The following is a 26,742-nucleotide window of genomic DNA, read 5'->3' on the forward strand; positions in this document are numbered from 1 at the left end:
TCATTTTCATGAAAATAGACTATACCCATTAAGCTAGTTGCCTAGTGGGCATAGTTTTTTGTATGTCTAGTATTTTGATGTAGGGAATTTGAGAGCAAGCGAAAAGTACCTGTGTATAAAATTAACACGAATGTTTAAACATTCGTGTTAGTTTGGCGCACAGGTACTTTTTTAAATTACCATCCATTCCGAAGTGCTTATTACTCTGGGTTAGGATGGGATTTATTTGAGTAGTCAGACTTTAGTCTGAAGAGAATTCATCCCCTAGACTGTTCTATTATTCTGAATTTACAACTAAGCTAAATATGGACAGATAGTTTTCAGAACTTAAAGACAGGGGTGGCTAAGATGGTACGGTTTACAAAGTGGGCATTGAAGAACAGAGCTGCGGTTATTTTGTTAATTGTTTTGTCGTTAGGGCTTGGAACGCTTAGTTATTTCACACTGCCAAAAGAATTATTACCAGCGGCGGATAATCCAATGGTGACTGTAATTGTGATGGGGCACGGAACAGATGCAGATACAATGGAAGAACAAGTAACAAAACCAATTGAAAAAGCAATTGGGATGGTGAAAGGAAAAAAACATGTCTTTTCAACTTCTGCTGATGGGTACACGTCAGTAGACATATCTCTTGATTCATCTGTAGATATGGATGAAGCAAAAGCCCAGGTAGAAGAGGCCGTTAATGGATTGCAGTTACCGGATGGTTTTTCGACGCCGATTGTATCGCAACTGAACTTTGACATGATTCCGTTATGGCAAATCGGACTTTCATTTCCGAACGGAATTGCACGCGAAGATATGGAAAAAGTTGAGAATGAAATTGTTCCTACGTTTCAAGGAATAGCCGGGGTAGCGAATGTTGCGGTCTATGGGAGTCAACAAACACAAGTTACGATAAAGCCGGATACTGAAAAAATGGCGACTTATCAAATTCCAGTTCAAAGTCTAATGGGAATATTACAAGGGAAAAACCTAGCAGTGGCAGTAGGTGAAGAAACAATCAATGAAAAGAAGACCAATATTAAAGTAATTGGCCAAATTGAAGGTGTAAAAGAGCTTGAAGAATTGCAAATTGCACCGAATATCCAGTTGAAAGACATTGCGACAGTTACCATTCTTGATTCCAGCTCAACATTTTTAACGCGTGTAAATGGAGAGGAAGCAGTCGCTTTACTACTATATAAAGACTCGAATGCGAACGCAGTAGCGATTGGTAAAAAAGTGACTGAAGCGATCGCGCAAGTAAATGAAAAGTTTACGTCTACTATTAAAGCTTCAATGCTAATCTCATTCTCGGATTTTATTGTCCAGTCCGTTAATAGTATGATGGGTGCGGTGCTCATGGGGGCATTATTTGCGACAATTATTATATTTTTGTTTTTACGTCATATCCGAATGACATTAATCACGGTTGTAAGTATTCCGCTATCATTAGGGTTAACGTTATTTTTACTTTCGCAATCAGGCGTTACGTTAAACCTGTTGACGATTGGGGCAGTTGCCGTAGCGGTAGGGCGATTAGTTGATGATAGCATTGTCGTTATTGAAAATATTTTCCGGAAAGCACAACATGGTGATTTTTCGAAGGATGTAATTGTAAATGCCACGAAGGAAGTCGCTGCCGCAATTACTTCCTCAACATTAACAACAGTCGCGGTCTTTTTACCGATGGGTCTCGTAAAGTCAATGCAAGACTTGTTATTGCCCTTTGCATTAACGATTACGTACGCTTTGTTATCTTCACTGCTCGTTGCGTTAACCGTTGTCCCCCTTATGAGTACGAGATTAATGAAAAAAGGGAAATTACCAGTCTATAACAAACCACATACGTATCTCCGAATATTGACGTGGTGTTTACGTCATAAATGGGTCCCGCTCGTCTTGTCATTTATCGTTTTTATTGGTTCAATCGGGATGTATGCGCTTATGCCAAAAGGGGCAGAAGATGCCGCGGACAATGACGTCAGCATCTGGTTAGAATACCCAGATGAAATTCCCTTTACTAAAGTTCAAGATGAAGTATTTGATATAGAAAAATATCTGAATGAGCAGTCAGTTGTCGAAGAAGTAATTCTTTTTCTAGGATCGAATCCAGAAGATGCACAGTTTAGCACTGTAAACTCACAAAATACGGGACAATTTCATGTCGTGATGAAAGAGGGGGCGGATACAGAAAAGTTCATTGAACAAATTAACAGGAAAACTAAGGAATATAGCGATGCGGAATTCGATGTTCAGGTTCTAGCTTCGTTAATTAGTTTTAATGATTCAACAATCACGTTAGATGTTGTCGGAAAAGATGCCAGTAAACTCATTCAAGCAACGGATGAAATCATGGAAGTTGTAAAAGATATTAAAGGCGTTGAAAAAGTTTCAAGTAACCAAAATGAATTAAAGTCCGTCTACGAAATTGTCGTTGATCAAGATAAAGCAAATGCGGGAGAAATTGCAAGACAGGTTCAGTCCTTCTTAAACCCTTTTCCAATTGGTTCAATAAAATTGGATGACAAAGATACTGTCGTCTTGTTAGATAGTTCGGTATCATTAACTACAGATGCAGAATTAGAAAAGTTATCTGTTGCTGTAAATGAAGAAATGATGCCACTTTCATCTATCGCAAAGTTAGAAAAAGTAACGAAACCTACTAGTGTTTTACGAAAAGATGGAAATGAATATGTGCGGATTAGCGTGGAAGTGAATTCAAGTAACTTATCGGGTATTGCCAATGAGGTTACGGAGAAGACGACTAATCTAACATTACCGGATGATGTTAGTTTGGAAGCTGGCGGGGCTGCTAGTGCTCAAGACGAGCAGTTTATGGAGTTATTCCAGCTCATGGCCGTTTCGATTGGTCTTGTTTATTTAATTATGGTACTCACATTTAAAACATTGCGTGCACCGTTAGTCATTCTATTCACCCTACCACTTGCAATGATTGGGGCAGTGCTTGGCTTAGTCGTCTCAAGAACACCGATTGATATAGGGGCAATGCTCGGGGCATTAATGTTAATTGGGATTGTTGTCACAAATGCGATCGTGCTTTTAGATCGAGTTAGACAAAATGAAGAGAAAATGCCGATTCGTGAGGCGTTACTTGAAGCCGGTGCAACCCGATTCCGACCAATAATAATGACTGCTCTTGCTACAATCTTCGCGATGGTTCCATTATTAATCGGAAAAGAAGAGATGGGAAGCATCCTTGTTTCAAAAGGATTAGCAGTAGTGGTTATTGGGGGATTAGCAGTCGCAACGTTGCTTACCTTGGTCGTTATTCCCGTCGTATATGAATTGTTTCACTTTCGAAAAGCGAAGCAACAACGATTGGAGAAAGACGATTCGATAACAATAATATAGATGCGTAAATAAAAAGAATACGATTAAAGCATATAGGTGAAAGCACTCGCTTATATGCTTTTTATTCTTTTCGTTCGAATGAAAAAAGGGAATTCCTTCATCGCCAGAGAATAGTTGTAACAGTTAAAGCTACAAATATGATTGTTTACTAGTGCTTAAATTGACTATCAAGGAGGGGTGAAATGTTTCCGACGTTAGAAACAGAAAGATTAATATTAAGGGAGATTACTAAAGAAGATGCCAATGCTATTTTTTCTAGCTTAGCCAACGATGAAGTTACACGCTATTATGGACAAGATTCACTTGGAAATATTGAGGAAGCAGAAAAAGTCATCGACTTATTTGCTGCGAACTACATTGAAAAACGTAGCATTCGGTGGGGCATTCAGAGAAAAGGTGATCAAGAAGTTATTGGGACAATTGGTTTTCATGCCTGGTTCCCTAAACACAAGCGTGCTGAAATCGGCTATGAAATACATCCAGATTATTGGAGAAACGGATACACCCACGAAGCGTTACTCGAAATTATTTCATATGGTTTTGAAAAAATGGATTTAACACGAATAGGCGCCGTTGTATTTACCCAAAATGGGGCATCTAATAATTTATTAACAAAAATAGGTTTCCAAAAAGAAGGAATATTAAAGGACTATATGTATCAAAACGGGAAACCACATGATACGTATATTTATTCCTTCCTTAAGGTCCTTTAATGTTCACGAGAGCAAGAATGTCCTTCATCAACAAATTAGCAGCCATTTTGAATGGGAGTTATCCTTCAAGACGGCTGCTAAATTCTTTTTATTGGTACACCTTTAACTTACTTCCGTTAGTATAAGCCTGTTCTCCGCCTTCAACCTTATACAGGCACCTTTTGTTTAATTTTATATTTTTGAAAAACCTTCCTCATTGCAATAAATAACCATGAACATAAAATAAACGGGAGTGTCAAAGCGGGTAGTCCAAGGGGATCAAGAAGCAACTCCAATCCTGCGGTTACGGGAACTGTCAACATTGCGGCGATAATGCCGGTAATTGGTGTTTTTCTCTGTTTTTTATCGAAGACTAGACTAACAGCAATAATTGTCAAAACGGCGTTGTAATTATACAAACCTAAATTTAATGAATACGTATCAGCACCGATGAAATAAGCGGTTAACCACGATACAAAAGTGCCGATAATCGCATACAGCCCAAATCGCCATCCCGCCCAAAAAAGTGCTAACAGAATGAGCGATCCAGTCCAAAGCGAGTCGATGATAAACACTTCGCCAATTCCTTTAATCATTCCCGTCAATAAAGTTGGCGTCCCTTCAACTGGCAAATTCCACATTGCGGGTGAACTTATTACAAAGTCGGGATCCATATAAAGCGTGTCGACGCGATATGCGATAAGAAGTCCGAACCATGTGATGAAAACGAATGGAATTGTCAAAACAGGGATGTTCCACTTATCCAATACTTTTGTCAGCATTTTCATAGATATTGCAGCAAGACCGGCGGCAAATAACGCGATAAACCATCGCTTATCGCCATGTAGAAAAAGAATTGTGGAAATACCACATAGTATAGAATTGAAACTATAAATCCCATTGCGAATTAAAGAGTGGTCGCCACCACAATATTTTCCAGTAATTGTTCCCACTAGCGAACAAAGAAATGCCATAACCCCAAGAGCAGGGGAGTGCAATGTAATTCCAATAAGAATTAGACATCCCGAAAAGGTATTTCCAACTAATAAAACTTGTGAAAATCCTTTTAATGAAATTGCTATAAGTAAATAGAGTCTTTTAAAAAGTTGATAGTTAGGTGCTGATTGGGGCATCTAGACATCTCCCTTATCGTATTTATGATTTTCCTGATAACAAATTATTTAACAATGCTTTTAAAAACCTTGTTCAAGAAGTATTTAGGTATGGTAACACAAAAAACAATGTATTTTAACCCAATCATATAAATTTCTAGTTTTCAGTATTTCGAAGATCAATTTACCTTAACTCGATTTTGTTTTCTTTGGCTAATTTTGAAAAATGAAAGCACCGTAATTGGGCTATTCCAGGGCGGGATCAAAATGCGGACAAACTCGACCCGTTTACTGACATTCGAGATCTTCAAGCGCAGCGAAGACAAAAGCAGCGATAATTATCACAACTGAACCAAAAAAGCTTGCTAACAGCAATATCGCTGTAACAAGCCTTTTTAACCGTTCAATTAATTTATGATCTATTATCTTCATAATCAGCTGGATTATTCGAGCTTGGGTTGTTTCTAGCTATTTTTATACCTTCTTTATTGTTCGAGCAATCTTCAAGGGTTATTGTTCCCATTCAAATCAATTGATTCTTCACCGTTCAATATCAAATTGAAATTAACATCTGCTTTTAATGAATCCGATACTGAACAATACTTCTCTTTACCTAAACGGATCGCCCGCCAAACTTTCTTGCTGTCGATGTCGCCGTCGATCACAAATGTTACCTCCATAGACGTGAAGCCTTTAGGTGCTTCTTCTTTTCGAGTTCCGTCGGTAACAATCTCGATTTTTGTTATTTTTTCCAAGTGAGGTCTCAAAATCATCGTAACATCAATCCCGATGCAACCCGCCAAAGCACCGAGGAGCATTTCGGTAGGGGTTGCTCCTTTTCCTAAACCGCCATATGCTTCTGTCGCATCCATATTTATATCATAACCTGAATCTCCAACAGCGGTAAAAGCGCGTCCGCCTGTCCATGTTGTAACTACTTTCATATCAATCCACTCTTTTCTAGTAATTTAAATTTGTGCCCGGACCAACCGGAATACCAAGTACATACCATACGACAAAAAAGATTGTCCAGCCAATCAATATGATAATCGAATAAGGCAACATAAGCGATATTACCGTCCCTACACCGTTTTCCTTACCATAGCGCTGTGCGAAAGCGACAACTAATGGAAAGAATGGCATCAAAGGAGAAATGATATTCGTTGATGAGTCTCCAACCCGGTAAGCGACCTGTGTAACTTCCGGCGCGATGCCCATTTGCATGAACATCGGAACAAACACGGGCGCCATAATCGCCCATTTTGCCGAATCCGCGGCGATAAATAAATTGATGATTGCGGTGATGAAGACCAATGCCCCAAGTAACGGGGCACCATCCAAATGAATCGTCTGTAAAAAGTCCGCGCCGTTCACGGCAATAATCGTGCCTAAATTTGTATGATTGAATAATGCTACAAACTGCGCAGCAAAGAAAATTAAGACAACAAACCCGGCCATCGTTTCCAATGAGGATGTCATTAAATTCGCAATGTCTTTATCGTTTTTAATCGTTTTCGTAACCAATCCATACACGACGCCAGGCACTAAAAAGATTAGCATCATCATGAAAATAATACTGCTCATAAATGGCGATTGGATAATGCTGCCGCCTTCACCTCGTAACACACCGTTTTCAGGAAGAACAAGTAGTGCAATTGCAATGAATGTAAGGAAGACCGAAATATTTGCCCATAAGAGCCCTTTTTTCTCTACAACGGAAATGACATTTTGAATTTCCATTCCCTTACTAGGGATATATTTTCCTAATTTCGGCTCAATTAGCTTATCAGTGACAAGCGTTCCGATAATGACGACCAGGAAAGTCGAAACAAACATGAAAAACCAGTTATCCGTCGGATTAACAATGTACCCAGCATCTAAAATACGTGCAGCTTCTGTCGTAATTCCACTTAACAACGGATCGTTCGTCCCTAAGAATAGGTTAGCGGAATATCCTCCCGCAACCCCGGCAAATGCAGCTGACAATCCAGCTAGGGGATGTCGCTTAAATCCTAAAAAGATGATGGCACCAAGCGGAACAAGCACAACATAACCGACCGAAGCAGCGACGTTGGACAAGACCCCCATGAGGACAACAATTGGCGTGACGAATTTTTTTGGGGCTTTCGTCACAGTATTCGTCATTAACGCACTAATATAGCCACTTTTTTCAGCAACACCGACCCCGAGCATCGCAACGAGAACCGGTCCTAGGGCCACAAAAGAAGTAAAGTTCGACACAACATTCGAAAACATATAAGCAATGCCTTCGGGAACAAGTAAACTAACCGCCTGAACAGTTAGCGTCTCAATCTGACCCGAATCTTTGTTTACCCCTTCAAAACTCACACTAGTCCCCATTACGTAAAGAACATGAGATAAACCAATAATAAGTAACGTGAAAATGATGAAAATTGTAACGGGATGTGGCAGTTTATTTCCTTTTTCCTCAATAAAGTTCAATAGTCGAATCGACTTGGATTTTTTTAGCTGTTCCATAGTGTTCCTCCTTCGCGAAGGATTTATTGACAAGTATACCCGCTTGTTGGGGACCTGAACCAGAAATTGGTCTAGTATTATTTTGGAAAGTTTTCTAAGGAGGTAATCGAGGCTGATTAGGGATACATCTTGCTATAATTATTTTTTACTCATATTTTCCTTTCAAAGGAACAAACCTCACTTCATTCAACACTTCTGTGTGAATCCCGCCATCTTCATTCTTTTCGATCAGCAGGAGTTCCTGTAAGAAGGGTGTTCCTACGGGGATTATCATTTTTCCACCGATGGCTAATTGGTCGATAAGTTCGGGTGGTATCTGGGCAGCGGCGGCTGTCACCATAATGCGGTCATAAGGAGCGTGTTCTTCCCACCCGGTGCTGCCATCATCGAGCTTAAAGTGGATGTTCACAAAATCGGCTTCCTTTAGTCTTTTTTTGGCTCGTATATACAAAGACTCAATTCGTTCAATTGTATATACGGAATCTGAAAAGGCGGCAAGTAGGGCGGTTTGAAATCCGGATCCGGTTCCGATTTCGAACACTTTTGATTGGGGTTGTAAATTGAGTGCCAATGTCATTTCTAGCACGAGGGAAGGTTGGGAAATGGTTTGGTCATGCCCAATCGGAATAGCTTCGTCCAAATAGGCGAATTCCTTGTGCGTATCCATGAAAAAGCCACGATCTAGTTTTTCAAAATAAGGGATGATTTCTTGGTTTTGATTTGTCATTGTCTTGGCTCCTTTGTATTAAAGGTATGGTTCAATCATTTCCGTTAATAAGAATGTGTAAACAATATAATTATAAATGCGCATGCAAGACACTATTTTTTTCGGATACTGAACAAAAAGGTGAGTAGGGTGGAGCAGAGCGAAAAGTACCTGTGCTAGTTTGGCGGACACGTCCTTTTTTAACACTTGGAAATTTTTATGTAGGCACTAGATTATACGTGACATAAAAATGGAAGGAAAAGTGAGCGTCGTTTTGCAAACCCTGCTTTGTTAATAGGATAATTTCACTTCTTACGCTAATTTATTTCCATTTAAGTAAATGATGTTTAGCTCCCCGCTTGAAGAGGTAAACTGCAACAAGGCTAAGAAAGGGAGTAGATATTGATGAATGAAAAAAAAGCAGCGCTGAAAATCCTTAAAGAGAATTTTATTGGAACAATGGCGACAGTTCAACAGAACAAGCCTCACACACGTTATATGACGTTTTTCAGTGATGAATTTACGCTTTATACCGCAACTTCGAAACAAACGCAGAAAGTGGATGAACTTGAAGTAAATCCGCATACGCATATCTTAATTGGGTATGAAGGGAAAGGAATGGGTGACGAATATCTTGAAATAGAAGGGAAAGTCAGTATTTCTGACGATGAAAGTGTAAAAGAGAAAGTATGGAATAAGCATATGAAACCATGGTTTAGTGGCCCTGAGGATCCAGATCTTGTCATTTTGAAAGTTTCACCCGAATCAATTCGTTTGATGAATAAAAAAGGAGAGGAACCGAAAGAGATTACACTGTAAGCAGATGGTACCGGCGTAGGGAGCTGGTACCTTTTTTTCGTTATTATTAGCAGGATATTTCGTCCATTGTCTCTTTGGATATTGAAAAGTCATAGGCCTTACTCATATTCTCAAAGAACATTTAAGTGCAAATCAAGAATGTCCACCCGGGCGTTCTTTTTATTTACGGAATATGAGGTTTTGGAGGAAACGTATTTCCCGCAAGTTTTTAATCCAATGGAAGGTGAAACGGATACAGTTGTAGTATCGACGGTCGTGGTATAATGTGGTAAACAGTCATTGTTAGTAGGAGGCACAGAAAATGGAGCAAGAAAAAGACAAAGTTAATGTTAAAAGTGTGGCTACGTGGTTTTGGAAATGGTTTTTAAATAATAAAGTTGTAACAATCTTACTGGTCTCATTATTGATTTTGCTAAACCTCCTTGTATTTTCTAAAATAACGTATGTATTTAATCCGATCAAAGGATTTTTCAGTGTGATTGGATTACCAATTTTGATGGCGGGTATTTTATTTTATTTAGTAAATCCTTTGATTGATTGGATGGAAAAAAAGAAAATACCACGTATTGCTGGAATAGCGATTGTCTTTATGGTCATTATTGGTTTGGTTGTGTGGGGGATTATCATCCTAATTCCAATCATACGTGAGCAGACAATGAGTCTAATTGAAAACTGGCCGACTTATTGGGACAAGGTCATTTCTCAATTCGATAATTTATTGAGAAGCAATATATTTTCCCAATTACAGGTTCAATTAACCGATGTAAATCAGAGCATTATAAAATCCATTTCCGAGCAGGCAAACAGTGTCATGAATTCAACCTTTTCTGGAATTGGCAGCGTACTAGGAACAGTGACTAACATTGTAATCGCACTTATTACGATGCCAATTATTTTGTTCTTTTTATTAAAAGATGGTCGAAATTTACCTTACTATACAATGAAATTTATTCCGACGAAGATGCGCTTAAGTACGTATAATTTATTAAAAGAAATCAATACGCAAATTAGTCAATATATCCGCGGCCAATTATTGGTAGCTTTTTTTGTTGGACTGATGTTTTGGATTGGGTTTGCAATTATCGGTCTTGAATATGCAGTGTTACTGGCAATATTGGCTGGGGTATTAAATTTAGTTCCTTATTTGGGTTCGTTTCTGGCAATTATTCCGATTTTAATCATCGCATTGGTAGCTTCCCCTGCGATGCTTGTTAAAGTAATAATTGTTTTTGCCATTGAACAAACACTTGAAGGACGGCTAATACAGCCCTTGATTTTGGGGAGTAATTTGAAAATACACCCAGTAACTATTATTGTTGTCTTGCTGACGGCCGGGAAATTATTTGGTATACCTGGAGTGATTCTTGGTATTCCGGCGTATGCCGTATTGAAAGTGATTTTTGAGCATTTGTTTAAATGGTACGAGACGTATTCAGGTTTATATGAGCAGGACTATAATCCGGCGCCTAAACCAAGCGTACCTATTAGAAAAAGGAAAAAATGAATGCCTGTCCACGATGCTGTTCAGATTATATATTATTTATTTTATGTATTAAAATCCTCTAATTGCAGAAGATACGAATGACTCTAAAGCAGAGCAATTACAACTTGTTTCCATTGAGTTGAAAAAAGGAGGAGTAAGGTCATGAGCGCATTACAACGAATTGCTTTGGCTCTCGTAATAGTCGGTGCTGTAAATTGGGGCTTAATTGGATTTTTTAAATTTGATTTGGTGGCATCCATCTTTGGTGGGCAAAATGCATTTATGTCACGGGTTATATATGCGATTGTTGGCTTGAGTGGATTGGTTAGCTTGGGTACATTGTTTAAACCGATGGATGAAGTTGAAGATGTAGAGGTAGTTTCAAATCGGCGAAACATTAATAACCTTAATTACAATAGTGAATTTGGAAAGGAACCGGATTTCTCAAAGCCACAACATAACCCTGAAAAGAAAGCGAATGATAATAAGAATAGAAATAATTCAACGAAGAAAAAATAAGTATGACGTATGCTTTCCAAATCTTAAATAGTCTTCACTCCATTCAATGGGGGAAAGACTATTTAGGTGTGCCTAATATGGGCGTAAACTTTAGCAGGCGGTACCCGAATTATTAGTAGGCAACACCTAAAAATCATCGGACAAGTAGCAATGATTTTCATCGCAAAAACGCGTGGATAAATTTCCAAGCGTTTTTGTTTTTTTTGTATTTCAGTTGTATAGGTTGCTGCCCGCAAGCTTAAATCAGAACGTAGTTAAGCCGTGTAGTAATTAATATGCTTAGCCTGACATAAACAATCTAATAGTTCTTGCGCGGCAACTTCTCCTGCATGTATCCATCTGTTTTTATTAGTGATTTTTCCGTCTTTATCAATAGGCGCTTGGAATTGACTAAATCCAGTGGCATCTACTAATGAATTACCGTCATGGTCTAAACCGACATGTACGACATGCTTGATGATATAGGGTTTTTCAAATAAAATCGATGCCTCATATTGGTCTAGTTCTCCATCAGTTACGAGAAAAGGAATTCGAACATAAATCGTTTCACCTGCTTCACGACATAAAATATGATCAAAGTAGCCTTTGTAATAATCCCAATTTCCGCCCAAATTATAGCCGAGACCTTGAATGCAATCCCGCACGATACCAAAAGAGGAAGTTTGTCCTTCTAGCCCCGTTTCTAACTCCAACATAATTGTTCACTCCTTTTAAATTGACCTCTTAATAGTGTTCACAAAAAAGTGGTAAAAATACTACCGGGATAATTTGGATAAAGAAATTCTGTAATTAATATTAATTGAATTTGGGGTGCCAGGTTGTGAAACAACTTGGAGTTTTTTTAGAACTTTTTTCGTTTGTCGAACAATAATTTTAATTCGAATTAACGAGCAGTGAGGTCCTCATGAAGATTAACTTTTTACAGACATTGTCGTCTGTAAAATGAAGGGTAAACGCCAGAAATCCATTTTCAGGTCACATTTCATCGTTGACCGTAATATCCATCGGTACTTCTTATTTGAATTACCCCTTTGTTTGCATTTCAATTTGCCGGACAACCCGTTCTCCAAGTTCCGCCGATGCATTATACAGGTAGTTCAAGACAATGCTTTGCGTTTCATGGGATATGCCAGCAAGATCGGCAGAAAGATTATTTACCAGATGTTCTTGCTACACAGAAGAAAGAGCGTGGAAATACAGACCGGCCTGAGTAAAATCATCCTGTTTGGACAGGCAGGATTGCATGAGACGACCCTCCACGTATGGCGTCTCGTACAGAAAATACAGGAATATGGTTGCAAATCAGATCAAAGATACCGTATATTTCGTAATCGGTGCTTTTTGTTGGTAGCAAATCAGTTAAAGGGTATTCTAGAAGTACACAGTAAATAAAATTAATTATTGGGAGTGGATAACGATGGAAGAACGGATCAACGCTTGGGAGGCAGCGCCGGAAGCTTTTAAAATAATGTTGCAATTTGAAGCGTATGCAAAAACAACTGGATTTAATCAGTCATTAATAGAATTGATTAAAATTCGGGCATCACAAATAAATGGTTGTGCGTATTGTTTGGACATGCATACGAAAGATGCCCGTGCTCTTGGTGAAGCGGAGCAGCGTATATACTGTCTGAATGCTTGGCGTGAATCTCCATTTTATACGGATGCGGAAAGGGCGGCACTGGAATTGACCGAAGCGGTAACGCTGGTCGCAACTAGTCGTGTGGATGATGAATTGTATAAGCGTGTTCGCGAACATTTTGACGAAAAACAATATGTGGATCTAATCATAATAATTAACACAATCAATAGTTGGAATCGGGTCGCGATTTCGATGAATAGTGTCCCGGGTAACTATAAATCAATCTACTAAAAAAGGTAGGAGAAATCACCTTGAATCTTTTAAGATATGTACAGGCGACTTTCATAAATCCTATTTGACACGACCCGAAACCTTGTCTTCTCCAAACCCGGTTGCTACGATTAAAAAACGATTGGAAAGTCAATGACAGGTACTTACGGAATTGGGTTAGCTTCCTTTCTTCATTTGTTTTTAATCTATCCATCCATTACTTAAGTTCGGGGTCCATTGTTAAAATATATTCCTTTATATTTCCATTCCATGTGCTATAGTGATCACTATCCACCAAATCAAAAATGCAGCCCAATATTACATGAAAGTGAAAGACCTCTTCATGCTAGCTGGATTATCAAACAACAGACCCTAAACAAGCAATAAATACCCTTGTGCGTATATAATTTATGGTAGCTAGTTACAAAAACAGGGGGGATACATTTTGAAACGGATAAAATCCATCGAAGCATGGCGAGCGCTATTGGAGAAATCGAAGGAACAGCCTTTTCTTCTATTCAAATTAAGTATGACGTGTTTTAGTAGTTTGTCTGCAAAGAAGGAGCTTCAAGCACTTAAGACGGAGCTTCCTATCCACATAGTCATTGTGCAGATGGACAGGAAAGTATCGAATGCAATTGAAACAGATTTGGGTGTGAAACATGAATCGCCACAGCTTTTAATCGTGAAAGACGGGAAAGGAATTTGGCAAGCAACCCATTACCATATTAACAAGTCGGTTTTAATTGACGCGATTGAGATGTATGTTTGATGGTTTGATTTCTATATCCTGTAATGCACGGTGACCCTATTATTACTTGCGGGTGCGTGGATGGAAATCGTTTGTATGATTATGGTACAAACAACAACGTTATAGGAAACGTCCATCCAATTATAGTAACATACCGAATGGTGTGCGGTTGATCAAGTTAAACAAAAAAGAGTAACCCCCATTTGATTTCTCTAGTAAGGTAATGGGCGGTTACTTCTTTTTTCATTCAATTTTCAGCGAGGATTTAACAAGCAATACCGTGACGCCAAGTAGTACGAGACCAAAGACTCCAACGGCAAGACCTGGATCATTTATAGGTAATTTTGAAATAGGCAATCCACAAAGGGCGGGATTGACAGCTGTTGCACCAACCATTGTCCCCATAATGGCCGCGAGCCCGCCATAAAAGAAACCGGCGGCTATCGATTGCCATCCTTTTATCGAACAGAATAATGTACCAATGGAAGCACCAATCCATATGTTTATGGCACAACTTACACTGAATTTCATTGGGAACACTAAATATAAAAGAGTCCCTATAACAAAACTGGTCATCTGCCCCACATCCAGAGCTATGGGAAATCGGTGATGTTCACTAAGCTTCCCTTGCGACTTGTAGACTAATACATATAGATACCCAGCCAATAAACAGGCGACAATAAGAAAAAACAACTTAATGGAAGTCATTTCTCACTTCTTCCATCGTTCACTTGGACATGGAACGTTTCTTTCATTACTATCATAAAAGAACATACAATAAAAACCTCAATCATGACGGCAAACGGAATACTAAAAAATGCAGCCGCCCCAACCATTGGCGCCATCATTCCAGTCATGAGACCGCAAACGTAACCGGAAAGCATAGGTTGTCTTCCAAATAATCTGCCGAATAGACCACCCGCTGCCAATCCTGTCAAAGTCGCGATTCCAGTCACTTCCATATAATAGAAGGGGAATTCATAAATCAGAAGGACCCCCGTCCCAAGAGCTAGACCTCCGCCCGCAACCATCGCGACATTCATACCAACATGGAAGCCAATCAACGCTCTTCGCCTAAATATCCATAGATACCCGGAAATGGCAAGTACACATTGAAAAATCAGCATCCCCCAAATCCAAGCTGACATACAGAATCCCCCCCTTAATCCATTGTATGAGAAGGACAGGAAATAAGTCGTAAAGTGCACCGTATCCTAAACTCAACTGTTCAAGGCATAATTTTTACAAAGATAGAGTATGTTTAAAGTAATCCACTGTAAAGGAGTGAAAAAGTGGCTAAATGCAAGAAGTGTGGTGCGAAGTCAAGTAAATGTTCATCCTGTAAAAAGTGCTAGCATGATCTTCATTCACAACACTTTTCAGAACATGAAATTTATACGTTCAACTTAATTGTAACCGTCAAGTAGAAATGGCTCTTACGTCCTTTTGGGGAATGAATCTGTTTTTGCCCTATTCAAGTGAACATACAGAAAGAGTCGTGTAAACCAATGCATTGGTTTACACGACTCTTTTTTATATTATAAGTGGGTACCGTCAGGTTTTTTTATTTTGGAGAGAATTATAAAATAATCCTCTCCGAGGGAATAGGAGAGGATTAAAGTTGTCTTTAGCTATTCGTTTCATATGACATTAGCGTTTTTATTAAGATTGAACGAGTAGGTTTGGTTTTCTACCTTGTAATGGCTTCGTTTGTTCTAATGCAAATCCAGTGTTTAGGACTAAACCTTCGCTAAATGCTGGCCCCATAATTTGTAAGCCTATTGGTAAGTTTCCTTTGAATCCGCACGGAACTGAAAGAGCAGGAATGCCAGTTAAGTTCGCAGGTCCTGTGAAACGAATGATGTTATCAATTAAATCCACTTGTTGACCATTTAAATTAACGAAGTTATCTCCAATAGTGTTTGGTGCAACTGGTAAAGTAGGGGAGATTAGAACATCAACTTTTTCAAATGCTTTTTGGAAATCTTGCTTCAACTGCCTTCTAACTTGTTGTGCTTGCAAGTAATCAACAGCAGATGGAAGTTCGCCCAATTCAAATAGTAATCGAATATCATCTCCAAAATCATTAGGTCTCTTCTTTAAATCCGAGTGATGGATTGCAGAAGCTTCTGATAGAGAGGTGACCAGCTCCGCCCATTCTGCGTATTGTAGTGTTGGTATTTTAACTACTTCCACTTTGGCCCCTTGATCTACAAGGCTTTGTATGCCTGCATGGACTAGTTTATCAATGTCAGTGTCAACTTGATTAAAAAAGAAATCTTCATTGACACCGATGACTAGATCCTTCACGTCCCCGGTAATTTTTGATAAATAATCGTTGTTAGGTGCTTGGACAGAAGTTGGGTCGTTTTTGTCATAACCTGAAATGACTTCCAGTAAGCCAGCGGCATCCTTTACTGTTTTCGTCATAGGACCAATATGATCTAATGACCAGGCAAGTGGATAACATCCATATTTACTAACGAGGCCATGCGTTGGTTTTAGGCCGACAATGCCACAAGCAGAAGATGGAATCCGTATAGATCCAGCGGTATCTGTTCCGAGTGATGCAACACTTGATCCTACCGCGACCGCAGCTCCGGAACCGCCACTTGAACCACCGGGTATTTTATCGAGATCCCAAGGGTTTCTGACAGCTCCATAATGTGGATTATTATTCGTGATTCCCCATGCGTATTCATGCATGCTTAGTTTACCGGTGAAAACAACGCCGGCCTCCCTAAGTTTTTTAACGACTGTTGCATCGTGGTCGGATACAAAGTCTTTATGAATTTTAGAAGACATCGTCGTTACTTTGTCTTTAAAATATAAATTATCTTTTAAAGCCATCGGAATACCGTGATACATGCCACGATAATGACCATTTAAAATCTCTTTTTCCGCTTCTTGTGCGGCTATCTCGGCATCATCGCGGTAAAAGGCCATATATGCATTTATTTGTGCTTGACTCTTTTCGGCATGGTTTAAAACTTCCTTTGTTAATTCGACAGGGGAGATAGACTTATTCTTTAGTAATGGTGCAAGTTCCTCAACGGGCATGTCAATTAGATTTTTACTCAATGTGATCGCCTCCTGGAATATTACGTACACCAATATCAGCATCGTCAATTTTTACATGCTCTAAATCTCCACGCAAAGTTTGTATGCCTTTCCAACGTGCCTCAAGAATATCCAAATGTGTTTCTTTCACTTTAATTCCTTTGTTTTTTAATAACTCTTGAATCGATAAGCTCAATCAAAACACTCCCTTGAAATATTATTTATCTTCAATAAGCGAGGTGCTTAATAAGATCGATAAAACTTTTGTTGTTCCAGCACGATGCTAATTATGTGAAACTTGTCCCAGGATTGCTTTTCATAAAATAATATAGACGCTACTCTTAACCTCTTCTATAAAGGATGAGCAAACCCTTTTATTATTTATCTAGTAATTTGACTAATGCGAAACCTTTATCTGAACCGTTTATCGCGTGACAATTTGGTGTCATGGAGGGTTATGGGTTTAATTTTCGACCAATATTCGATAAGATACATTCTAAGCTCAAGGAATAAAGAGCGTCAGATTTGAAAGGGGTTTGCACACCAATGAAGTTTAAAAAAGTTTTACTACCGTTTATAGCAGGAGTACTTGCGATGAGTTTAGCTGCTTGCGGTGGAGAAGATAAAGCGAAAACAGACGAAGAACCTCAAGGACAAGAAGTCACTAAAGATGAAAACACATCTGCTAAAGAGAGCCAGGCGAAGCTAGCCAAACAGCAAATTGACAAGAAAAAAATTGTGGCCATTGTAAATGATGAAGAAATTAAAGGTGAGGAATATAACGTTGTATTGACATCGATTCAAAGCCAAATGCAGCAAATGGGACAAGATCCAACGAGTAAAGAATCAGCTGAACAAGTAAAAAAGCTAGTACTTGATACGATTGTGAATCAGACATTGTTTCTTCAACAGGCAAAAGCCGCGGAAATCAACGCATCTGTAGCTGAAATTGATGAAGAGTACGCAGTATTTGGGAAACAGTTTGGCGATGAAAAAGCGATGAAAAAAGCGCTTGAAAGTCAAAACATGGATGTAGAAACAGTGAAAGAAAAAATTGCTGATTCCATTCTTTTTAAAAAGTATCAAGATTTGGTAGCGCCTGTAAAGGAAGTTACAGATAAAGAAATTCAGGATTACTACGACAAAGTTGCCGCTCAAGCAAAAGAAAATGGGCAAGATCTGCCGCCGCTAGAAGAAGCGAGTGAGCAAATCCAAGTAATTATTGAACAAGAACAACAGCAAGAGAAGCTTGCTGCACATGTTGAAGAGTTAAGAAAAGATGCGAAAATTGAGTTGAAAATTTAAAGCGTTTTAAAAGTCGTTGAAAATAGAGTAACCCTCATTTGCCTTGTCAAAAGGTAATGAGGGTTTTTTTCTTGTTTGCATAATGATATATGAGTACAGTTTTTCAGTTCGGCAACTGTTGGGGTGATTGAATGGCGGTTTATCCATTCGATGCCTTGTTCCGCAAAAGATATTAGTGAACAGCTGTGAACGCTTCTTGAGCGTAGTCAAATGATACCTAACCACATACTTGGAAATTCTTTATAGATAGTGCAGTTATTATGGCTAGGCTATCGTGTAGTTCTTCAGGCACGAAAGGTCAATAAAATCTAAGGTGACTACACAAATTATGTAGTCGCTTTTTTTGTTGACTACTTTTAAATCCAATGAAATAAACATAGGTCTTTCATTTTGGGACAAACTTATAAGACAGAGAAAATTGGATGAGGTGATGTTTATGATCATTGAAAGGTCGTCTGCGTGGAAAGAAGGCCTAATCGAACGATTGGAAAGTCGTGAGCCATGGGATAATTGGACGTTATACAATATGAGTTATGAAGTCGTCAAAACGAATTTGATTACGGATTTCCGAGGTCTTCAATCACCTAAGTATTTACCTAATCTGACGGCGCTTGCCCATCAATTGGAAGCGGCGGAAACAGTCATTGAACAGATGAATGGAAAGGCGATTCTTGCGGATGAGGTTGGACTTGGTAAGACCATTGAAGCCGGTTTGATTTTGAAAGAATATTTAATAAGAGGGCTTGTGAAAAAAGCGCTCATTTTGGTCCCAGCTTCACTTGTCAATCAATGGATTGAAGAACTGAATCAAAAGTTTCATATTCCCGCCATGCAATATCGAAAAAATTATGACTTAAACCATTGTAGTATTGTCGTTATGAGTGTAGATACGGCCAAAAGAAGCCCGCATAAAGAAAAAATCTATGACCAAGCGTATGACTTGATCATCATTGACGAAGCGCATAAATTAAAAAATCATAAAACGAAAAGTTATGAGTTTGTCCAAAATTTAAAGAAGAAGTTTTGTTTGTTGTTAACGGCTACGCCGATTCAAAATAATGTGTTTGAATTATTTTATCTTATCTCTTTGCTAAAACCAGGCCATCTTGGTAATTACGAGACGTTTCAATCATCGTTTTCCGCAAGTAAACACAATGTGGAGCATGATGAGTATTTAAAAGAATTGGTTAATCAAGTAATGGTAAGAAATAGAAGGCAAGATACGGGAATTGAATGGACAAATCGTCGTGTTCAAATCATCCCCATCAATTTTACTGTCGAGGAAAAAGAAGTGTATGATCTGATTTCAGAACTTAAAACCGTTTCACCTGTTTTTTCGGATGCCTTTTCGATGATTACATTACAAAGAGAAATGTGTAGCAGTAAAGAAGCTACGTACTTAACCTTAACTAAAATGCGTCAAAAATGCATTCAACCAGAAGATATTTCTTATATGGAAGAAATTATTCAAAAACTGATGGCATTGGAAACTAACTCCAAAGCAGAAAAGGCTTATGAAATTATTTCACAGGCAAATGATAAAGTCATACTTTTTACGGAATACCGAGCAAGTCAAACCTATTTGCAGGAATATTTATATTCAAAAGGAATTACAAGCGTCCTTTTTAACGGACAATTTAACAGAAATAAACGTGAGTGGATGAAGCAACTCTTTAAAGAAAAAGCACAAGTGCTCATTGCGACGGAATCGGGTAGTGAAGGGATTAACTTGCAGTTTTGTCACCATGTCATTAACTACGATTTACCTTGGAACCCGATGAAGTTAGAGCAACGAATTGGACGGGTTCACCGGTTAGGGCAAGAACATGACGTTCATATTTACAATTTAGCGATACAGCATACAATCGAAGACCATATATTAGACTTGCTTTATGTGAAAATTGGCGTTTTTGAACAAGTGGTGGGGGAGTTAGATGATATCTTATCTACTTTTAAAAAGTCGATTTGAGATGAACCATACAAAAATGACCGCACACTTAAGTCACAAGTGTGCGGTCATAGATCTATCATAGGGACATTTATTCAGTTAATAATTCACTTTCGACCGGTATGTCTTCACTTTCGACCGGTATGTCTTCACTTTCGTCCGGTACGTTTTCAATTTCGACTGGCACATCTTCGCTTAGACCAAGTGTCTTGGCTGTTGAAGTGTGGATTTCGCGTAGAAGCTCTGGGTTGTCCATTAGTGAGATGCCATAAGAAGGAACCATTTCTTTAAGTTTCGGTTCCCATTCTTCCATATGTTGAGGGAAGCATTTTTTAATGACGTCAAACATAACGTGAACGGCAGTGGAGGCGCCTGGTGAAGCACCTAGTAACGCTGCAATTGAGCCATCAGCGTCGGTAATCACTTCCGTACCAAATTGAAGCGTTCCTTTACCACCAGCTTCAGTGTCTTTGATAACTTGTACACGTTGGCCTGCTACGACAAAATCCCACTCATCGATTTTGGCATTCGGGATAAACACTTGCAACTCTTTCATACGCTGTTCTTTCGATAGCATAACTTGCTGAATTAGGTATTTTGTCAATGACATTTCTTTTGCACCTGCCGCTAACATCGTAAAGACATTATTCGGTTTTACAGAAGTTATTAAATCGAGCATGGAACCCGTTTTCAAGAACTTTGGTGAGAAGCCGGCAAATGGTCCAAAGAGCAATGACTTCTTATTATCGATAAATCTTGTGTCAAGATGTGGAACAGACATTGGTGGAGCACCAACCGCAGCTTTGCCGTATACTTTTGCATGATGCTGCTCGATAACGTCTGGATTATTACACACCATAAATATTCCGCTTACTGGAAAGCCGCCAATTTGTTTACTTTCGGGAATCCCTGTTTTTTGTAGTAGGTGTAAGCTTCCGCCTCCGCCGCCAATAAAGACGAATTTAGCAGTATGGTGTTCTACGCTACCGCTATTTGCATTCTTCACTTTCAATTCCCATGAGCCATCGTCAGTACGTTTAATGTTATCAACACTGTGATTGTAGTTAATTTCGACATTTTTAGTTTTTAAGTGATCAAATAACATGCGCGTTAACGCGCCGAAGTTGACGTCGGTTCCAGTGTCGATTTTTGTTGCTGCTATTGCTTCATTTGATGGACGGCCTTGCATAATTAACGGAATCCATTCCATCAGTTTTTCGGTGTCATCGGAAAATTCCATTCCTTCGAACAAAGGATTGTCTGACATCGCTTCAAACCGTTTCTTTAAAAATGCTACGTCTTGTTCTCCTTGTACCATACTCATATGAGGTAATGCCATGATGAAGTCCTGTGGGTTATGTATCAGGTTATTGTTGACAAGATAAGACCAAAACTGCATTGAAACCTGGAACTGTTCATTAATGTTTATCGCTTTACTAATATCAACCGATCCGTCGGGTTTTTCACTCGTGTAGTTTAGTTCGCATAATGCCGCATGTCCTGTTCCTGCATTGTTCCATTCGTTAGAGCTTTCTTCGCCTGCGCTTGTAAGTTTCTCAAATACTTTAATATTCCATTCCGGTACTAATTCTTTTAGCATTGTTCCCAAAGTCGCGCTCATTATTCCGGCACCTATTAAGATGACGTCTGTTTTCGTTTCGTTGTTGTTCATTATTACCATCCTTATACTCTAAGATTTGCAGAAAAGATGTATGCGCTCCTGCTTTGTCGTCACAACAAACTAATGATTGACCTCGTCACATACCTTCTGTCTCAATTATACCAATCTTATACCGTATTACAATTAATCCTTAGGTGATAAAAAGAAAGAAGTTCGCCCACAAAGCGACCAAAACATACAACATCCAACAGTTTGGCGGATATCGTACACTTTGAAAGAAATTAATTGTGCAAGGGCAATTCAGAACTTGGCTGTAATTACGGTTAATGTAACATAGTAATTTCTTTTATGGACAACCTAAAATAAAGGCGAAGAAAAAACGATTAGGGTATTGAGAGGAGAATATACATGTACCCACAACAAATTCACGATTATTTACTGCGATTTTTCCGAGAAAGTCATTGCCAAATTTTAAATGATCATGACCATTATATCGATGTTCAATTAACGATTGAAATGGATAAAAAAATTATGAATCGACCCTTTTATTGGAGATACTTAGAAAGTACAGACGGCGTACCGAATCCAGCGCAACTCACTTTTATCACAGATAGAACTAAGCTTGTTGACGATATCAAAGGGGAAGTTGTCCACTTCGGTTCCCCGCGGCTTAGTCAATTGTTTCAAGCAACGAAAGAGATGGGCTCATTTGTCCAAATGTACGAGAAGGTACTCGGAAAATTCGAAAAAAAAACGATCTTAACACCTTGGTTAGGTGTTAATTATAAAGTTTCGTATTACAGTGATCAAACGAAAGAATTTCTTTATTCGTTAGGTATTAACCTAATGACAGGCCATGTGGTAGAAGGGTTTCAGGAATCGTTAAGTAAAGTGGATTTAGATATAAAGATGTCAGAACATACATTTAATTTGCCATATATTATTAAGCCCATTCGCGCTCTAGAACGACTGGATGCCGTTATTGAAAAAAACATACAACAAGATGACCATACGTGGGCGGAAGAAGCAAAAAAGAGAAAGAAAAAAGACCAGAAAGTATTAGAACATTTCTATGAAGGGGTAGAAAATAAACCGGATTGTTACGAGGTGGAGAAAGAGGCCATGGAGCAACAATACGAAGCAAGAATTAAGATTGACATCATAAATGGTGGATTATTTTATTTGAAGTGAATTTGAAGTACCTGTGCAAGAACTTGCCGTGAAAGTTTAATGTTTGTAACACAGGTACTTATCACTAAATTGGAAGGATGGATTTGGGTGGAAAATGCACAACTTGCTCACTTATTGCATAAGTTATAATACGAATACATAACACAATCCACCAACTAAGAGGTAGCACGTGAGATACCGTAATGTTGTGCCAAAAATGAAAATAGCGAATATAAAAGTCGTTGAACCTTGAATTCCATTCTATGTATTCGGATATGCCCACCAACATACTGCGCATTATATTGATGGATGCATTCCCTTCAATGACTTAAAATTTATAGTTTAGAGTGAAAGAGACATCAACATTTGTCTGCCCTACTCCTGACTTTTCTCTAATTACAATCGACTGCAAGTTCTGAAAAGTGAAAGCTTTTGTCTCACCGGGTTTAACATTAAATTTCTCTTTGCCATTCACGATTAATTCCACGGTAATTCCTTGGTCATTATCGCAAGTCCCTTTGTTTGTTACTAGTATTGTACCATTAATACATAAATGACTTTTGTTAGTCCAAACAGAAGCAACGAATTCATTTTTACATCCTTCATGTCCGTGAGATTCTTCATGTCCATGAGATCTTTTATGTCCAGGAATCACTAATTTAACGCAAAGCTCTTCATTCACGCAGCAAAAGTCTTCATGACACATTCCTAATTTACCCATACTCTTGACCTCCTTTATCGTTTTTTTTGTTGTACATAGTATTGTATGTCCGTTATTTCGTTGTTACTGGGACAAATTGTACAAAGTACCTATTAAAAGCAAACTTTCTTTTTCTCAACAAGGTTAAGTTGTACTTCTACTGTCCCTCTTACTTGTTCAAGAGGGGTCAATACTTCGATAGATTTCAAATTTAAAACGGTAACAGATCGGCATTCACCTCTAACCATTACGAATGGAATCACTTCATCTTTTGTGACTAAAGTGAGATTTACTATAGGGTCCGGTCCAACGTAATTAACAGTTATTGTCGCCGTATTACCTATTTTTTCTTGAACAGTACTCCATACTGTTTTCGTGGTATCTGTTTTTACTAACATAAATGGTAAACATAAATGATCTTTCTTCACATGGCATTCGATTAAACAATCGAAAACAGGGATGGGTAAGGCTTCTATTCCGCAGAAGCACGAAAGATCAACAAAAATTCTTGCCTGTGTGCGAAATAATTCCCTTCCACAACAACGAGGAAAAAGCACTTCAAGCACTGCACATTTACTTTTTTCATCTATACATATCACCGTAAAAAATGATGATACAAAAAAACACCCCCCCGAAATTCCTATTACGGAAAACGGTTCACCGTCTTTTCCAACTAACATGAATGGCAGTGCTGACTGACACGCTAGTTTATGTGTTTCTTTTTTATTTATTGGTTCAATTTTCTTTAGTCGTTCGGCAATCCAACTAGTCATAAGATAATCACCCCATTTCTTCACTATAAAAATAGTGCTTATTGTTATCATACGTAGGCCTAGATAGGGTGGACACACTATTCTCCCTTTTTTCATTGGAAATCAATGTTTCCTATATGGTGAACATAGCGGAAACAAAAGAAGAAGCTAAGTTTGAAGCAATGCCTCAGGATATTTGGCGTTTACTATTTATGAAAGACAGTATTCGGCAAGTATTTTCTTGTGACAAAAGTGAAGTGAAAGGGACATAAAAGGGGAATTAGCGCTATTATAGGCTAATTCCTCTTTTGGTTTATTTAGTTGATTGTAAGAATCATGCCTAAGTATTGACGAAAGGAGAAATTTAGGTTTAGACTAGTTATTATCGTGGGCTCCTTTATCAATATTAGGAGCTTTTTTGTGTTTCTGTAAATTAATAACTTATTGTATTTATTTTCTTACTCAGGAACTTTCGATTTTTTTATCCTGATAGGTGGAGGGGTTTTATTGACTGTTAACGCAAACAAATCTAAAAAAATGACTTGCAAAAAAGTTTCTTTTTACACCATAATAGGACTTCTTTTTGCCGCCTCTATTATTTTTGTGAATCATAATCACTCATTTTATGATCGCCCAATCGCCGAAGTTATCAAAGCAGACCTAGAAGATACAGTTAACGTCGTTGACATGCATAATAATGAAGATCAGTTATTCACCCAAAACATCATAGCTCAATTAAAAAATGGAGAAGAAAAAGGAGAGCTTATCCATTTAACGAATCAATATTCATCGTCTGGCGCTTACGATCAGCAATACCACATTGGAAATGAATTATTTGTTTCGATTGGTAAGAAAGAAGAAACAGGTTTAACGGGAACGATAAAAGATGTAAAACGTGATAAATACATTTTAATGGTTACATGGATTTTTGTCTTTACTTTGTTGATTGTTGGAAAAAAGCAAGGGCTTTTTTCAATTATAAGTTTGGCAGTGAATGCCATCTTGTTATGGTATGCATTGGATATTTATGTGAATAATTCAAACATAAGTTTGTTATTAATCTGCGGTATAAGTGCCGTTTTATTTACAATCATTTCCTTGTTACTCGTTAACGGTTTCAATGAAAAAACATATGCAGCGATTGTTGTGACTCTACTAGGCACTTTTATTTCTCTATTCATTGCCTATGTTGTCCTGTGGTTAACTTCTGAAAGGGGCCTTCGATATGAAGAAATGCAATTCCTGACGCGTCCTTATCGAATGGTGTTTATGGCGGGGTTATTCATCGGATCTTTGGGGGCCGTAATGGATGTTGCCATTACAATGTCTTCGTCAATTTTCGAGTTGTATGAAAAAAATAACGACATCACCGAAAAAGCGCTTAAAACATCGGGATTAGATATTGGAAAAGATATTATGGGGACGATGACAAATATTTTGTTTTTTGCTTATATAAGTGGTTCCATGCCAGTGCTTATTTTGTATTTGAAAAATGCGGTTCCATTGTCGTATTCCCTGTCCATGAACCTTTCATTGGAATTGGCCCGCGCCTTAGCGGGTGGTATTGGCATCGTGATAGCGATTCCAATCGGTTTGTATACGTCAATTTTTTTCGTTAATCGAAAGAGGGCAAAATTATGAATGTATTAGTATGGCTGGCAGCTATTTTATTTATATTGATGATCCTTATCGGTGGAAAAAAAGGCGCACGATCTTTTATTTCTTTGTTCCTAAATTTTGGCGTGATCTTTCTTACGATATTTTTTATGATGGATCCAAATGTGAATCCGATTATCTTGACATTAATTGCATGCACGGTAATTAGTTGTATAAATTTATTTTATATTAATGGAGTGAATAGCAAAACAAAAACCGCATTCTTGTCTTCGATGATTACGATTGTGATTTTAATTCTCTTCATTACGATTGTGACAGACAAGGCGATGATTCAAGGATTTGGTGAAGAAGAAATAGACGAACTTAGCATTTTTTCTCTTTACGTGGGCATGGATTTTGTTAAAATTAGTGCTTCGATGATTATTATGAGTACAATAGGGGCTATTACGGATGTAGCTATTTCCATTACATCTCCTATGCGTGAAATATTTAATCATAATCCATTAATTAGCCGGAAAGATTTATTCGCATCTGGCTTAAATATAGGGAAGGATATTTTAGGCTCAAATACGAATACATTATTTTTTGCCTTCATTGGTGGCTATTTGGCATTGCTTTTATGGTTTAAAGACTTATCTTATACTGTTGGAGAAATCGTAAATTCAAAAGTATTTAGTGCTGAGGTGGTTATTATACTTTGTGCAGGAGTTGGAATAGCGATTGTTATTCCAATTGCTTCTTGGATTAATGCCTATTTTTTAGTTAGAGAAGATTAG

General features: G+C 38.2%; 27 protein-coding genes. 13 read left to right on the forward strand and 14 right to left on the reverse strand.

What is annotated here, in order from left to right; all coding sequences use genetic code 11:
* Positions 1-348: 348 nt before the first annotated feature.
* On the forward strand, positions 349-3,360 hold the full coding sequence (locus KSU66_RS15590) for an efflux RND transporter permease subunit (protein WP_269052398.1): 3,012 nt from the start codon (positions 349-351) through the stop codon (positions 3,358-3,360).
* Between the two features lie 182 nt (positions 3,361-3,542).
* Positions 3,543-4,073: a GNAT family N-acetyltransferase gene (locus KSU66_RS15595; RefSeq protein WP_269052399.1), complete on the forward strand. Its 531-nt coding sequence runs from the start codon at positions 3,543-3,545 to the stop codon at positions 4,071-4,073.
* A 146-nt stretch (positions 4,074-4,219) separates the two neighbouring features.
* On the opposite strand, the gene KSU66_RS15600 is transcribed toward KSU66_RS15595, so the two are convergent.
* The 5 genes from KSU66_RS15600 to KSU66_RS15620 form a co-directional block, all read right to left on the reverse strand.
* The gene (locus tag KSU66_RS15600; RefSeq protein WP_269052400.1) at positions 4,220-5,185 is read right to left on the reverse strand and encodes an urea transporter; all 966 of its coding nucleotides are present in this window, start codon (positions 5,183-5,185) and stop codon (positions 4,220-4,222) included.
* Between the two features lie 267 nt (positions 5,186-5,452).
* A complete protein-coding gene (locus tag KSU66_RS15605) occupies positions 5,453-5,596 on the reverse strand; it encodes a hypothetical protein (protein WP_269052401.1) in 144 nt (47 codons plus the stop codon).
* A 71-nt stretch (positions 5,597-5,667) separates the two neighbouring features.
* On the reverse strand, positions 5,668-6,108 hold the full coding sequence (locus KSU66_RS15610) for an OsmC family protein (protein WP_269052402.1): 441 nt from the start codon (positions 6,106-6,108) through the stop codon (positions 5,668-5,670).
* Between the two features lie 16 nt (positions 6,109-6,124).
* On the reverse strand, positions 6,125-7,663 hold the full coding sequence (locus KSU66_RS15615) for an AbgT family transporter (protein WP_269052403.1): 1,539 nt from the start codon (positions 7,661-7,663) through the stop codon (positions 6,125-6,127).
* A 145-nt stretch (positions 7,664-7,808) separates the two neighbouring features.
* On the reverse strand, positions 7,809-8,390 hold the full coding sequence (locus tag KSU66_RS15620; RefSeq protein WP_269052404.1) for a protein-L-isoaspartate(D-aspartate) O-methyltransferase: 582 nt from the start codon (positions 8,388-8,390) through the stop codon (positions 7,809-7,811).
* A 384-nt stretch (positions 8,391-8,774) separates the two neighbouring features.
* On the opposite strand from KSU66_RS15620, the gene KSU66_RS15625 reads away from it, so the two are divergent.
* The 3 genes from KSU66_RS15625 (at position 8,775) to KSU66_RS15635 (ending at position 11,190) form a co-directional block, all read left to right on the forward strand.
* A complete protein-coding gene (locus KSU66_RS15625) occupies positions 8,775-9,188 on the forward strand; it encodes a pyridoxamine 5'-phosphate oxidase family protein (RefSeq protein ID WP_269052405.1) in 414 nt (137 codons plus the stop codon).
* 301 nt (positions 9,189-9,489) lie between these two features.
* Positions 9,490-10,692: an AI-2E family transporter gene (locus KSU66_RS15630; protein ID WP_269052406.1), complete on the forward strand. Its 1,203-nt coding sequence runs from the start codon at positions 9,490-9,492 to the stop codon at positions 10,690-10,692.
* Between the two features lie 141 nt (positions 10,693-10,833).
* A complete protein-coding gene (locus tag KSU66_RS15635) occupies positions 10,834-11,190 on the forward strand; it encodes a DUF378 domain-containing protein (protein WP_269052407.1) in 357 nt (118 codons plus the stop codon).
* Positions 11,191-11,444: 254 nt separating this feature from the next.
* Here KSU66_RS15635 and KSU66_RS15640 read toward each other — a convergent pair whose 3' ends face one another.
* Together KSU66_RS15640 and KSU66_RS15645 are read right to left on the reverse strand one after the other, a co-directional pair.
* A complete protein-coding gene (locus KSU66_RS15640) occupies positions 11,445-11,885 on the reverse strand; it encodes a YugN family protein (RefSeq protein WP_269052408.1) in 441 nt (146 codons plus the stop codon).
* Positions 11,886-12,213: 328 nt separating this feature from the next.
* Positions 12,214-12,351 carry a hypothetical protein gene (locus KSU66_RS15645; RefSeq protein WP_269052451.1) on the reverse strand — a complete coding sequence of 46 codons (138 nt, stop codon included), beginning with the start codon at positions 12,349-12,351 and terminating at the stop codon, positions 12,214-12,216.
* Positions 12,352-12,607: 256 nt separating this feature from the next.
* On the opposite strand from KSU66_RS15645, the gene KSU66_RS15650 reads away from it, so the two are divergent.
* Together KSU66_RS15650 and ytxJ are read left to right on the forward strand one after the other, a co-directional pair.
* Complete coding sequence (locus KSU66_RS15650; RefSeq protein ID WP_269052409.1) at positions 12,608-13,063, forward strand: carboxymuconolactone decarboxylase family protein; 456 nt, start codon at positions 12,608-12,610, stop codon at positions 13,061-13,063.
* A gap of 424 nt (positions 13,064-13,487) precedes the next feature.
* Positions 13,488-13,814, forward strand: a complete 327-nt coding sequence (gene ytxJ / locus KSU66_RS15655) for a bacillithiol system redox-active protein YtxJ (protein ID WP_269052410.1) — start codon at positions 13,488-13,490, stop codon at positions 13,812-13,814.
* A 222-nt stretch (positions 13,815-14,036) separates the two neighbouring features.
* Here ytxJ and KSU66_RS15660 read toward each other — a convergent pair whose 3' ends face one another.
* From KSU66_RS15660 to KSU66_RS15675, 4 genes are all read right to left on the reverse strand, one after another.
* A complete protein-coding gene (locus KSU66_RS15660; protein WP_269052411.1) occupies positions 14,037-14,324 on the reverse strand; it encodes a hypothetical protein in 288 nt (95 codons plus the stop codon).
* 173 nt (positions 14,325-14,497) lie between these two features.
* Positions 14,498-14,941, reverse strand: a complete 444-nt coding sequence (locus KSU66_RS15665; protein WP_269052412.1) for a hypothetical protein — start codon at positions 14,939-14,941, stop codon at positions 14,498-14,500.
* A 514-nt stretch (positions 14,942-15,455) separates the two neighbouring features.
* On the reverse strand, positions 15,456-16,874 hold the full coding sequence (locus KSU66_RS15670) for an amidase (RefSeq protein WP_443028996.1): 1,419 nt from the start codon (positions 16,872-16,874) through the stop codon (positions 15,456-15,458).
* The gene (locus KSU66_RS15675; RefSeq protein WP_269052413.1) at positions 16,867-17,049 is read right to left on the reverse strand and encodes a hypothetical protein; all 183 of its coding nucleotides are present in this window, start codon (positions 17,047-17,049) and stop codon (positions 16,867-16,869) included. The genes KSU66_RS15670 and KSU66_RS15675 overlap by 8 nt, the downstream gene beginning before the upstream one ends.
* Positions 17,050-17,399: 350 nt before the next feature.
* Here KSU66_RS15675 and KSU66_RS15680 point away from each other — a divergent pair, with 350 nt between their 5' ends.
* Both KSU66_RS15680 and KSU66_RS15685 read left to right on the forward strand, forming a co-directional pair.
* Positions 17,400-18,158 (forward strand): SurA N-terminal domain-containing protein, encoded by a 759-nt coding sequence (locus tag KSU66_RS15680; protein ID WP_269052414.1) that lies wholly within the window; start codon positions 17,400-17,402, stop codon positions 18,156-18,158.
* Between the two features lie 436 nt (positions 18,159-18,594).
* On the forward strand, positions 18,595-20,127 hold the full coding sequence (locus tag KSU66_RS15685; RefSeq protein WP_269052415.1) for a DEAD/DEAH box helicase: 1,533 nt from the start codon (positions 18,595-18,597) through the stop codon (positions 20,125-20,127).
* A 70-nt stretch (positions 20,128-20,197) separates the two neighbouring features.
* On the opposite strand, the gene KSU66_RS15690 is transcribed toward KSU66_RS15685, so the two are convergent.
* On the reverse strand, positions 20,198-21,778 hold the full coding sequence (locus KSU66_RS15690; RefSeq protein WP_269052416.1) for a malate:quinone oxidoreductase: 1,581 nt from the start codon (positions 21,776-21,778) through the stop codon (positions 20,198-20,200).
* A 357-nt stretch (positions 21,779-22,135) separates the two neighbouring features.
* Between KSU66_RS15690 and KSU66_RS15695 the strand changes: the two genes are divergently transcribed.
* Positions 22,136-22,918 carry a YqhG family protein gene (locus tag KSU66_RS15695; protein WP_269052417.1) on the forward strand — a complete coding sequence of 261 codons (783 nt, stop codon included), beginning with the start codon at positions 22,136-22,138 and terminating at the stop codon, positions 22,916-22,918.
* A gap of 307 nt (positions 22,919-23,225) precedes the next feature.
* Here KSU66_RS15695 and KSU66_RS15700 read toward each other — a convergent pair whose 3' ends face one another.
* Positions 23,226-23,618 carry an S-Ena type endospore appendage gene (locus tag KSU66_RS15700; RefSeq protein WP_269052418.1) on the reverse strand — a complete coding sequence of 131 codons (393 nt, stop codon included), beginning with the start codon at positions 23,616-23,618 and terminating at the stop codon, positions 23,226-23,228.
* A 92-nt stretch (positions 23,619-23,710) separates the two neighbouring features.
* Entirely contained in the window at positions 23,711-24,370 is a 660-nt protein-coding gene (locus KSU66_RS15705) for a CotZ-related putative spore coat protein (protein ID WP_269052419.1), read from the reverse strand.
* A 116-nt stretch (positions 24,371-24,486) separates the two neighbouring features.
* Between KSU66_RS15705 and KSU66_RS15710 the strand changes: the two genes are divergently transcribed.
* The 3 genes from KSU66_RS15710 (at position 24,487) to KSU66_RS15720 (ending at position 26,742) form a co-directional block, all read left to right on the forward strand.
* Positions 24,487-24,621: a hypothetical protein gene (locus KSU66_RS15710; protein WP_269052420.1), complete on the forward strand. Its 135-nt coding sequence runs from the start codon at positions 24,487-24,489 to the stop codon at positions 24,619-24,621.
* Positions 24,622-24,856: 235 nt separating this feature from the next.
* Positions 24,857-25,990 carry a YibE/F family protein gene (locus tag KSU66_RS15715; protein ID WP_443028997.1) on the forward strand — a complete coding sequence of 378 codons (1,134 nt, stop codon included), beginning with the start codon at positions 24,857-24,859 and terminating at the stop codon, positions 25,988-25,990.
* Positions 25,987-26,742, forward strand: coding sequence for a YibE/F family protein (locus tag KSU66_RS15720; RefSeq protein ID WP_269052421.1), 756 nt, complete (start codon positions 25,987-25,989; stop codon positions 26,740-26,742). Before KSU66_RS15715 ends, KSU66_RS15720 begins: the two co-directional genes overlap by 4 nt.

This window comes from Sporosarcina sp. G11-34 (genome assembly GCF_026931025.1).

Excerpts from the sequence above, each read along its gene's own strand:
- KSU66_RS15680 (WP_269052414.1), top strand. The coding sequence starts at position 17,400 with ATGAAGTTTAAAAAAGTTTTACTACCGTTTATAGCAGGAGTACTTGCG.
- KSU66_RS15640 (WP_269052408.1), bottom strand. The coding sequence starts at position 11,885 with ATGTTGGAGTTAGAAACGGGGCTAGAAGGACAAACTTCCTCTTTTGGT.
- KSU66_RS15690 (WP_269052416.1), bottom strand. The coding sequence starts at position 21,778 with ATGAACAACAACGAAACGAAAACAGACGTCATCTTAATAGGTGCCGGA.
- KSU66_RS15630 (WP_269052406.1), top strand. The coding sequence starts at position 9,490 with ATGGAGCAAGAAAAAGACAAAGTTAATGTTAAAAGTGTGGCTACGTGG.
- KSU66_RS15590 (WP_269052398.1), top strand. The coding sequence starts at position 349 with ATGGTACGGTTTACAAAGTGGGCATTGAAGAACAGAGCTGCGGTTATT.
- KSU66_RS15605 (WP_269052401.1), bottom strand. The coding sequence starts at position 5,596 with ATGAAGATAATAGATCATAAATTAATTGAACGGTTAAAAAGGCTTGTT.
- KSU66_RS15720 (WP_269052421.1), top strand. The coding sequence starts at position 25,987 with ATGAATGTATTAGTATGGCTGGCAGCTATTTTATTTATATTGATGATC.
- KSU66_RS15625 (WP_269052405.1), top strand. The coding sequence starts at position 8,775 with ATGAATGAAAAAAAAGCAGCGCTGAAAATCCTTAAAGAGAATTTTATT.
- KSU66_RS15610 (WP_269052402.1), bottom strand. The coding sequence starts at position 6,108 with ATGAAAGTAGTTACAACATGGACAGGCGGACGCGCTTTTACCGCTGTT.
- KSU66_RS15700 (WP_269052418.1), bottom strand. The coding sequence starts at position 23,618 with ATGGGTAAATTAGGAATGTGTCATGAAGACTTTTGCTGCGTGAATGAA.
- KSU66_RS15685 (WP_269052415.1), top strand. The coding sequence starts at position 18,595 with ATGATCATTGAAAGGTCGTCTGCGTGGAAAGAAGGCCTAATCGAACGA.
- KSU66_RS15710 (WP_269052420.1), top strand. The coding sequence starts at position 24,487 with ATGGTGAACATAGCGGAAACAAAAGAAGAAGCTAAGTTTGAAGCAATG.
- KSU66_RS15600 (WP_269052400.1), bottom strand. The coding sequence starts at position 5,185 with ATGCCCCAATCAGCACCTAACTATCAACTTTTTAAAAGACTCTATTTA.
- KSU66_RS15620 (WP_269052404.1), bottom strand. The coding sequence starts at position 8,390 with ATGACAAATCAAAACCAAGAAATCATCCCTTATTTTGAAAAACTAGAT.
- KSU66_RS15615 (WP_269052403.1), bottom strand. The coding sequence starts at position 7,663 with ATGGAACAGCTAAAAAAATCCAAGTCGATTCGACTATTGAACTTTATT.
- KSU66_RS15635 (WP_269052407.1), top strand. The coding sequence starts at position 10,834 with ATGAGCGCATTACAACGAATTGCTTTGGCTCTCGTAATAGTCGGTGCT.
- KSU66_RS15660 (WP_269052411.1), bottom strand. The coding sequence starts at position 14,324 with ATGAAATTCAGTGTAAGTTGTGCCATAAACATATGGATTGGTGCTTCC.
- KSU66_RS15595 (WP_269052399.1), top strand. The coding sequence starts at position 3,543 with ATGTTTCCGACGTTAGAAACAGAAAGATTAATATTAAGGGAGATTACT.
- KSU66_RS15695 (WP_269052417.1), top strand. The coding sequence starts at position 22,136 with ATGTACCCACAACAAATTCACGATTATTTACTGCGATTTTTCCGAGAA.
- KSU66_RS15650 (WP_269052409.1), top strand. The coding sequence starts at position 12,608 with ATGGAAGAACGGATCAACGCTTGGGAGGCAGCGCCGGAAGCTTTTAAA.
- KSU66_RS15705 (WP_269052419.1), bottom strand. The coding sequence starts at position 24,370 with ATGACTAGTTGGATTGCCGAACGACTAAAGAAAATTGAACCAATAAAT.
- KSU66_RS15665 (WP_269052412.1), bottom strand. The coding sequence starts at position 14,941 with ATGTCAGCTTGGATTTGGGGGATGCTGATTTTTCAATGTGTACTTGCC.